This is a genomic window from Brasilonema octagenarum UFV-OR1 (assembly GCF_963888615.1).
GTDB lineage: Bacteria > Cyanobacteriota > Cyanobacteriia > Cyanobacteriales > Nostocaceae > Brasilonema > Brasilonema sennae.
In genome coordinates this window covers 23,424-32,797 of record NZ_CAWPKW010000324.1, presented here as the reverse complement: position 1 = coordinate 32,797, position 9,374 = coordinate 23,424, and the positions used below count along the sequence as shown (strand labels likewise).

Genomic DNA, 9,374 nt, shown 5'->3' with positions numbered 1-9,374 from the left:
TCAGCACCGCTCAAGTCAGCACCATTCAAGTCGGCATCGCTCAAGTCAACGCCACTCAAATTTCGCCCCTTAACTGGCTGACTAACAATCTCTTGCACTAGACGCCATTTATCATCTAATTCGTTACTTTCGTCATCATCTGAGATTTCGCTCAAAATTTGAGCATCCTCAACAGGAAAACCGTTTACTTCTGTTAGTTCTCCTGATTTGATGCGAGATACAAGCCGTTCGATATCTTCTTGAGAACCTTCTACAATTAATCTGATACTGCCTTCTTGAATATCAGTAATTGTTATAGTGTCTCCTGAATGTTCTTGTAAAAACAATTGAATAATTTTGAAGTTGAAAACTGAATTGATATCGCCTTTTAATATAATTTCAGCTTTAAAAAGTTTGCTATGTTTATCTATTACAGTTACTTTACGGTGAAGTGTTTGCATTTGCCCCACCTCCTCATTAATTTCTAAGCTACTCCTATATTTTCTTTCTATTCGCTCAGATTGTTCTTCTTCTGCTATGTCTATCCACTTCAGTTTCAATGCCTCACATATTCTTTTAAAGGAATCAAGCTGAATTGGTTCACGCTGAAAAAATTTTGTAACTGTATTACGAGCTAATAATTGAGACTGTGCAAAGTTAGTTTTTGAATCAAATCCTAGCCTTATTAAAGCATTTTCTGCTCTCTCTACACCTTGTGGAGACGCGATGATAGTTATTTTCTTCTTTTTTCTGTTTTGGCTAGGATCTGTCATAGTTTGACCAGAGTTTTTTTAAGCGAAGGAAGAAGATGCAAGAAACAAGGAAGAAGACCAACTTCTATCTTCCTTGTTCCTTCTGACTTCTTCCATGTTAAAGGCGATTGCCTACGGCAGAGCTAGCCCCTAAGGGGCCGCTACGCAAACGCTTAACGCTTGTGCAATCAAAAGTAGCGCATAAGACAATCATAGAAAGGTCACAGGTGATGAACAACACAATCGTTGCGTAGTCAAGATTACAGGCGTTTGGCTGCACATTAGAAGTATGAAGTTTATTTGCTCTGCGAAATCTATGAATCATAAGCCAACCCCTCACTCTGACTCTCCGATAGAACTAAGTATTGCTCGTGAACGCCTGCGACAAGCACGTTGTAGTTTTAATCTTGCAATAATTTCTACCGCAGTGTCTGCTTTTGTTAGTCTTACAGGTGCTGGGCTTCTGCTGACAGGAAAAGCAAATGAAGGTGCAGTGACTGCTGCTTGTGGAATGATTGCGAGTGTCCGATGTGTTGAACTTGCGAAAGATGCTAATGACAGACTTGATGAAATTTGATCTGTAATGTGATTGCCCCTGAGAAATTCTGACTCTGCTATAGGTCAATACGGTTCAGTTAAGGATTATTGCTAACCATTCCACGTATGTAGAGACGTTGCATGCAACGTCTCTACATTGCAGTCCTGATAACGGTTTTGCTCTTATCTAAACTGTATTATGCTACAGGTAAAGACGAACAGAGTCACTTACCTGTAGCAGGTTTAGTTGAATATTTTTGCTTAGGAAATGCTCGACTGTGCGCACCGCTGCACCCAGAAGTAGCGACAGTACCCCTTGATTTACTTGGTCTTGGTTATTTTTCAGATGAAATAATATGAATATCAGTTTGGTGAAGCGATCGCATCAGTTGGTGAATCAAAGACTCTGTAAATATCATTTGCCATTTTGAGCGACGAGTTTGACCCAATACTACCTGAGTAATTCGGTATGATTTTGCAACACGAGCAATTTCTTGTGCTACGTTTTGACCAGAGACTTGCAAAAACTCACCCTTAAACTCTTGGCAGATTTGCTTGCAAGTTTCAACATGCAGTGCTTCTACTTTTGTCAGAAAATGGTCTGGATTGTTTACAAACAGAACGTAGAACGGTGCGTTCATATAATCAGCAAATATAGCTCCGCGTTGAATCAGTCGCACAGAGTTTGGCTCACAAGAAATGCAAACCAGAATTCGTTCGTGGATACAGTAGACATTTGCCCTGAGAGCTTTAGCGTGAGAGTTTAGTCGAGCAGCTTGCTGAATCTCTTTCTTTTCTATGTTATCTGCTACCTGTCGCAGCGCTAGTTCTCGCAGAGCCACCAAGTTGGAACGCCGGAAGAAGTTTTGTACGGATGGCTCGATTTTTCTTGTTGGATAAATTTTACCTTCCAACAATCGCTCTTCTAATGTTTCTGGTGTTACATCCACAACAACGACTTGGTCTGCAGCTTCCAGTAAACTGTCTGGAATAAGCTCCTGTACAACGATACCCGTCATCTGGGTTACTTGATGGCACAGACTCTCTAAGTGTTGTATGTTGACAGTAGAAAAAACATCAATACCTGCCGCCAAAATTGTCTCCACATCCTGGTACCGTCTGTTGCGCTCTGCTCCAGGAATGTTAATGTGTGCTAGTTCATCAACTAAAACAAGCTGAGGTTGGCGGGCAATGATCGCATCAGTATTCATCTCGGTGAAGATTAACCCGCCCTGTTCTATCTTGCTTGGTGGAATGACTTCTAAACCTTGTGTTTTAGCATCTGTTTCTGGGCGATCATGAGTTTCCAGCCATCCAAGAACAACATCTATACCATCTTTTTTTTGTCGGCATGCTTCATCTAGCATCCTGTAGGTTTTCCCAACACCAGGAGCCATACCAATAAAAATCTTGTGCTTGCCGCGACGAGGTGGACGTAAGTAGGTACTGTTAGAGCAAACAGTATAAGAACTGTACATTATCTGCGCATTAACATTGCTACACACCATCTTACAGTGTTGGGAGCACAAAGCCCACTCCTTCTAGGTGTGGGATGAATGCGTTGCACCGTCGGTGCAGTCTAAATACCTAAGAAAAATTGGCGTTGCTGAATTGAAGTATGAAATTCAAAAATCCAAAATCTCAAACTCTTACTCTCTGCGCCTGGTGCGTCTCTGCCCGAGAGAAATTCATACCTATATTCAGCAATGCCCAAATCTTTTCTTCTCAAGATAGCTTATAGATCAAATCCATATCTCTAAATAGATAGAGTTTATTTTAGATACTAAACATCTATATAATTTAATATATAGCATATTTGATCTTAAAATCTATCTGGAATGGCATCATTTTTTGATAAAAAAGTTACATAATAATAACATGAAAGTTTAAAAACACTTTTTTTAGTGTTTGGGTTTGTGTTTCAAGAAAAAGATTTTATTGAGCCGAGTCTAAGTGGTGTTTTCATTGAACCCAATAGTACTCTATGCGGCGTTTTTTTACCGATATTCAGTTACCGGAAAAATGTGTTCTCTTAGGAATTTTCAGAGAAGGAAAAGTCATTCCAGCAACAGAAAATCCCACGATTTCTTTTGGAGATGAGATATTAGCAGTTGCTATTCATCCAATGATGACTCCTGCTCTGAAAGTCGCTCTTAAAAGAACCCATCCCATTTACTATTCGCTCAATGAAACATGTTTACTTGAAGCGAAGCCTGGACTCAGCCAAGCTTCTAGTTCATGATTTTAGAAACTTAAACTCTTTTAGCAATTCAATTTTTGTAAAAGTGTAGCCACCTAATATTCTTTAATGACTCGATTTTAAAAAATTCTTGATATTATGATTCCGTTGTTACGTTTAATTATCCCTGGGGCGATCGCCCTTATTCCCTCCCTGGTTAGCCAAGGTAATGACTTTGTTCAACAATACACGATTCAACAGCTTCAAGAAACAAGGAAATGTTTTAACTGTGATCTATCAGGAATGAACTTGTCGGGGGCAAACCTAGAAGGAGTTGATCTGCGCTCAACTAACCTTCAAGCAGTTAATTTAAAGAACGCCAATCTCCGGTATGCAAATTTGGAGTGGGTTGATCTTCGCGAAGCAAATTTGCAAGGAGCGGATCTCACTGGAGCAAACCTCAAGAGTACATTACTCGTTGGTGCTGATTTGCAGCGGACAAATCTAGAAGCATCTAAGCTAAATAGAACTGATTTCAGGAATGCCAATCTCAGCGGTGCAAATCTTGCGAAAGCTTCAAGAACTGACGACATCCAAAATAATCGCTCTGTCACTTTATGCGAAACAATACTGCCAGATGGAATGACATCGGGTCGAAACTGCCAGGGGTTGGCGACTGGTTCGTCCACATTATCAAATTAACCTGTTCTACTATCTTTTGGTCAAAGTGTTACCAGTACCTGTGTAGCTGTGTGCTGGTTTCACGCTTTCCTATCTGACTACTTACAACGGTTTTCATATGAATAGACCACAAATCGTAGGGTGGGCATTGCTCACAAAAGCCTACGTGATAGATATTTGAGATATTGATGAGCAATGCCCACCTTACAGAAAACCGCTCTAATAAACCTCTTACAAAAGTGAGATTTTACAAAATTATTTTCCCAGTGAAGCCTTCCCAACTTTTGCAACAAGTTTAATACATTAACCTTAAAGCTTCATTTTCCATATCTTTTCTAAAGTTTCAATTTGCTGTTTCCTTTGAGAAGGAACCGTCTCGTCAATTTCAGGCCTTATGTTCTGTATCTTTTGTAAAGTTTCAAATGCTTTAAGGATTTCAGCCTTTCGTTTGGGACGCAGCTTTTGATACCTTTTATACTGAAGTAAACATCCCAAGATAAAGCCGAGCAACACGAAAGTTAGGAAAAATCCTAAAAGATAGTCTATATTATTGTAAGTTTCCTTGTTAAAGTTTGATTGACTCGCCCCAGTTGTCTGAGAAATGCTTGCAACGTAAAGGGATTGCGCACTCAAAGTGGAAAGTTTGTAAATAATTTGCACATCAACGTTGATAAGAGTCATCTCACTTTCGTCCTCAAGTTTTCTACTTTCCAAGTAGCATTCGTCAAATGTGATTGAATTCCGGTGACGCAAGCAATAATTAAAAAAGCAACGTAAGTAACAGTAATTGCTGTAAAAATCCTCCAGAGTATATTACGTAAAACTGCTTGATCTCTTTGATTTCCAAGAGTTGGTGTAGCAGCCTCCGCTAGACACGGATGTAGAAATGTAGCTACTTTTCGGGCAATATTTTTTGCTTCCATTTTGCCGCTCAAGTAATACCAAGCTTGAGTCTGGGGGTCAAAAATTCTGACAGAATCGATGGAGTGAATATTTAGTGCTGTAGCATATGGGATTATTGAAGCAGGTAGATCTTCTTTAAGACTAAACCCGAAGTAAAAATCGTCATTGTCTGTGCTTGTTCTTTCAGGTGGTTTTGATGGAAAAACAACCTGTTTTGGCAAATCATTCAAGTCTGCCAGAACCTCTTTTGCAGATTGATAGCGTTGTTTGGTTGCTCTTTGTAGCAACTTGCATAAAACCTGCTCTAGAGAAGAGCTAATTGGTGTAGTCAAATATGAGCGCCATATCCAAGCATCTTCATTACAATCATGCAGTTCAAATGGCGACATCAGTGTGAGCAAATGCAAGCAAGTGACACCCAGGCTGTAAAGATCGCTGGCAAAAACAGGTTTGCCCTTTACTTGCTCAGGTGCTGCGTATTCAGCACTACCAATAGTGGTTCCGGTTTGTTCAGGAATTATGTTGGCAGAATACTTCGCAACCCCGAAATCTACTAACATTAGTTGACCATAACTGCGGCTACGAATAATGTTTGTCGGTTTAATGTCGCGGTGAATCACGTGATGGTCATGAACAAACTGCAAAACAGGTAATAACTCTAAGAGTAACTGCCGAATTTCAGCTTCATTGAATGCTCCCTCTTGCGCCAATTCTTCTTCTAAAGTTTCTCCGTCAATCCATTCTTGGACTAAATACTGCTGTCCATCCTGCTCAAAGGAGTCTAACAATTGGGGAATCTGGGGATGCTTACCAAGTTGTGCTAAAAGTACAGATTCCTGGTGAAATAGTTTTCTTGCTTTCTGGTGATGGTGTGTAGCTTGATGATTTGGAAATAATTGCTTGATGAGGCAGAATTCCTTTTCTACCTGACGATCTTCATCGACAGCGAGAAAAGTTTTACTAAATCCTCCTGTAGCAAGGGGTTTGAGGATATGGTAGCGGTTATTGAGCAGCGAATTATCCTGATTAAGGGAAGAAATGCTACCATCCTCCAAAGGCTGAAAGGATTTGTGGGTGGAGGGAAAACTGTCGCTCATAGAAATCGTGGTTGGTCAATTTTCATTTGCAAAGAATAAAGATAAGTACAGGGAACGGTTCTTTCCTAGACTTTCCATCCCCTGATGCTCTTATTTCTCTATCTTTCTCACGAAATTGAGGGTTTTAATACATCCAAAGCTAGATTCAGCTTCAACAGGTTGACTCCTGGTTCACCAAAGATGCCCAGAAAGCGACCATCAGTATTTTGACCAATCAAGGTTTCAAGCTGATTCGGCTGGAGTCCTCGCGCTTTTGCCACGCGTGCAATTTGCGCCCTAGCAGCTTCGGGGCTGATGTGCGGATCAAGACTGGAACCAGAGGTGTAGACTAAATCGGCAGTAGGTTGCACACCTGCTTTTTTGAGTCGATTGAGGTCACCTTCAGTTTGTTTTTTGGGGTCGGGGTCATTTTTGCCCTTAATACGACTGAGTAAGTCTGGATTACTGGGAGCCAAGTTGCTCGCACCAGAGACTCCAGTTTTGAGAACACCAGCTTCATCCTTTTTCGGGTCAGCAGTGCTGTAGCTGGTGGTGCTGGGGCGACTATTGAAGTAACGATCAGAAGTAAAAGGCTGACCAATTAATGCTGAACCAGTAACCTTACCCTGAGCATTTTTAAGTAAGCTGCCATTTGCCTGAAACGGGAACAAAATCTGCCCACAAGCAATCATTACAAATGGGTAAATGATAGCTGTAATCAGCCAAAGGACTATGGTAGAACGAACGGCTCTACCTGCATCACGTGCAAAACTCATCAGAATCTCTCCGGTACAAACATCACGAAAAACAGATAGATAGAAAGACCAACCGTCACCAGTCCTAACAGTCCTAATGCCCAAGCTTGGGTGGGGGAAAATGTTTCATTAGTGGCAGCGTAAACCACAGGTGCAACCACTAAGTTAAAACACATCCCGAAAAACAGATACAACGGCAGCTTTTGTCTCTTGGCAGAAGACCAGGTTTCAATCACTGCTTCAAACACAGACTCAGAGATTTGGGGTGGTGGGATTGTAGGTTGTCTACGAAGGAGTTTCATGGGATTTTGTAGTAGTTAGTAAAGTTAATTGCACCAATCGGTGAGTATTTAGGAGAACGGTAGGATAATATCTATCAATTTGATGGCAATAAAGGGAGCAATAATACCGCCAAGACCGTAGATGAGGATATTGCGTCGTAGCAGTTGATCTGCTGTCAGAGGACGGAATTTCACGCCTTTTAAAGCTATGGGAATGAGTGCTGGGATAATTAGGGCGTTGTAAATCAGCGCCGAGAGAATGGCAGACTGGGCACTTTTTAATCCCATGATGTTCAGTGCACCAATTCCAGCCGCCGCAAAAATAGTCGGAATGATAGCGAAATACTTAGCAATATCGTTGGCAATGGAGAAGGTTGTTAATGCCCCACGGGTAATCAGCAGTTGTTTACCAATTGTCACTAAGTCAATCAGCTTGGTGGGATCAGAGTCCAAATCCACCATGTTCGCAGCTTCTTTGGCGGCTTGTGTCCCAGAGTTCATCGCCACGCCGACATTTGCTTGCGCTAGCGCCGGGGCGTCGTTGGTACCGTCCCCAGTCATAGCTACCAACTTGCCCTGGGCTTGTTCAGAGCGAATCACTTCAATTTTGTCTTCTGGGGTGGCTTCTGCGATAAAATCATCAACGCCCGCTTCTTGAGCTATAACCTCAGCCGTAATGCGGTTGTCACCTGTGAGCATGATCGTCTTAACCCCCATCCGCCGGAGTTGGTCAAAGCGTTCGCGCAAACCTGGTTTCACAATGTCTTTGAGGTAAATAACGCCATAGAGATCGTTCTCAAAGCAGACGGCTAACGGTGTCCCTCCTAACCGGGAAACTCTTTCATAAGCTGCGTCTAAATCACTAGGAACATTGCCGTTACGGGAACGGACAAACCCCTTAATTGCATCCACTGCGCCTTTACGAACTTGTTTGCCATCGGGTAAATCGGTACCACTCATGCGGGTTTTCGCGGAGAACTCTACTCCCTCTGCTTTACTAGTATCAAAGTCTACCCCAACCCGCTGCCTTTCTGCCAGTCCCACGATTGATTTACCTTCTGGTGTTTCATCAAACACACTGGCTGCTAAGGAGATTCGCGCTACATCTTCAAGGGAATGACCATTCAGAGGAATAAATTCATCAGCCATCCGGTTTCCTAAGGTGATGGTACCTGTTTTATCTAGCACCAAGGAGTTGATGTCACCGCAGGCTTCTACGGCTCGTCCGGAAGTGGCAATCACATTAAACTGGGCAACTCTGTCCATCCCAGCGATACCAATGGCGCTCAACAAACCACCAATTGTGGTAGGGATGAGAGCAACCAGCAGTGAGATCAGGATGGCAATGCTAGCACCAGCGCGTAAACTATTCCCTGCCTCAGCTCCATACACAGTGCTAATAAAGTTTGCAATATAACCAGCAAACGGTGGAATCGTTGATACCACAATCACAAAAACCTGCGTCAGCACAGCAAGCAGCACCGTCAGCGCAATCTCGTTGGGAGTTTTACTGCGTTCTGCCCCCTCTACTAGGGCGATCATGCGGTCAATAAAACCTTGACCTGGATCGGCTGTAATCCGAATCGTCAATTCGTCAGACAGCAACCGCGTACCCCCCGTCACTGAACTGGCAATGTCCGTGCCTGTTTGCTTTAGTACAGGGGCAGATTCTCCGGTGATGGCAGACTCATCTACCGAACCGATGCCTTGAGTCACTTCCCCATCAGCAGGAATCATGTTACCAGCAGTCACCTTTACCAAATCACCTCGCCGCAGTTCGGTGGAGTTGATTTCTTTAATGGAACCATCAGGCAGCATTTTGCGGGCAACGGTGTCTGAACGCGTTGCTTTGAGTGCATCTGCTTGTGCCTTCCCGCGTCCTTCAGCCACGGATTCCGCAAAGTTCGCAAACAGGACTGTCAAAAATAGAATCAAGGTAATCAACCCGTTGAACAGGCGTTGCTGATTGATATCTGCCTGTACAGTGCCAAATAAATTGGGATCAACGCTCACTAGGAAAGTGACAATTGTTCCTACCCAGACGATAAACATGACTGGGTTTTTGACGGCAGTTCGAGGATTGAGTTTGACGAACGACTCCCGAATTGCTCTCTGGTACAATCCCCGCATATCTGCCTTGGGGCTATTCTTACGCGAGTCACGGCTTCCTTTTGGAACACGAGGTGAACGGGAAGATGTAGATTGGTCAGTAGTACTTCGCATACATTAGT

At 42.7% G+C, this 9,374-nt stretch carries 11 protein-coding genes; 4 read left to right on the top strand and 7 right to left on the bottom strand.

Features of this window, described 5'->3' with window-relative positions; genetic code table 11:
- The coding region (locus AC5590_RS29030) for a pentapeptide repeat-containing protein (protein ID WP_169266775.1) at positions 1-752 on the bottom strand (752 nt) is incomplete at its 3' end.
- A gap of 295 nt (positions 753-1,047) precedes the next feature.
- Between AC5590_RS29030 and AC5590_RS29025 the strand changes: the two genes are divergently transcribed.
- Positions 1,048-1,308 (top strand): TRADD-N-associated membrane domain-containing protein, encoded by a 261-nt coding sequence (locus AC5590_RS29025; protein WP_169266774.1) that lies wholly within the window; start codon positions 1,048-1,050, stop codon positions 1,306-1,308.
- A gap of 101 nt (positions 1,309-1,409) precedes the next feature.
- A complete protein-coding gene (locus tag AC5590_RS29020; RefSeq protein WP_169266773.1) occupies positions 1,410-1,628 on the top strand; it encodes a hypothetical protein in 219 nt (72 codons plus the stop codon).
- On the opposite strand, the gene AC5590_RS29015 is transcribed toward AC5590_RS29020, so the two are convergent.
- Entirely contained in the window at positions 1,604-2,746 is a 1,143-nt protein-coding gene (locus AC5590_RS29015) for a sensor protein KdpD (protein WP_169266772.1), read from the bottom strand. The two genes, AC5590_RS29020 and AC5590_RS29015, sit on opposite strands and share 25 nt — an antisense overlap.
- A 506-nt stretch (positions 2,747-3,252) precedes the next feature.
- On the opposite strand from AC5590_RS29015, the gene AC5590_RS29010 reads away from it, so the two are divergent.
- Both AC5590_RS29010 and AC5590_RS29005 read left to right on the top strand, forming a co-directional pair.
- Positions 3,253-3,510, top strand: coding sequence for a hypothetical protein (locus tag AC5590_RS29010; protein WP_211178589.1), 258 nt, complete (start codon positions 3,253-3,255; stop codon positions 3,508-3,510).
- Positions 3,511-3,606: 96 nt separating this feature from the next.
- Positions 3,607-4,149 carry a pentapeptide repeat-containing protein gene (locus tag AC5590_RS29005; protein WP_169266771.1) on the top strand — a complete coding sequence of 181 codons (543 nt, stop codon included), beginning with the start codon at positions 3,607-3,609 and terminating at the stop codon, positions 4,147-4,149.
- A gap of 288 nt (positions 4,150-4,437) precedes the next feature.
- Here AC5590_RS29005 and AC5590_RS29000 read toward each other — a convergent pair whose 3' ends face one another.
- The 5 genes from AC5590_RS29000 to kdpB all read right to left on the bottom strand — a co-directional run bounded on the left by AC5590_RS29000 (position 4,438) and on the right by kdpB (position 9,366).
- On the bottom strand, positions 4,438-4,788 hold the full coding sequence (locus AC5590_RS29000; RefSeq protein ID WP_169266770.1) for a hypothetical protein: 351 nt from the start codon (positions 4,786-4,788) through the stop codon (positions 4,438-4,440).
- Positions 4,789-4,805: 17 nt separating this feature from the next.
- Positions 4,806-6,128 carry a serine/threonine-protein kinase gene (locus AC5590_RS28995; RefSeq protein ID WP_169266769.1) on the bottom strand — a complete coding sequence of 441 codons (1,323 nt, stop codon included), beginning with the start codon at positions 6,126-6,128 and terminating at the stop codon, positions 4,806-4,808.
- Between the two features lie 107 nt (positions 6,129-6,235).
- Positions 6,236-6,883: a K(+)-transporting ATPase subunit C gene (kdpC, locus tag AC5590_RS28990; protein ID WP_169266768.1), complete on the bottom strand. Its 648-nt coding sequence runs from the start codon at positions 6,881-6,883 to the stop codon at positions 6,236-6,238.
- Positions 6,883-7,164, bottom strand: coding sequence for a potassium-transporting ATPase subunit F (locus tag AC5590_RS28985; RefSeq protein WP_169266767.1), 282 nt, complete (start codon positions 7,162-7,164; stop codon positions 6,883-6,885). Before AC5590_RS28985 ends, kdpC begins: the two co-directional genes overlap by 1 nt.
- A gap of 48 nt (positions 7,165-7,212) precedes the next feature.
- Positions 7,213-9,366, bottom strand: a complete 2,154-nt coding sequence (gene kdpB, locus AC5590_RS28980; RefSeq protein ID WP_211178588.1) for a potassium-transporting ATPase subunit KdpB — start codon at positions 9,364-9,366, stop codon at positions 7,213-7,215.
- Between the last annotated feature and the right edge of the window lie 8 nt (positions 9,367-9,374).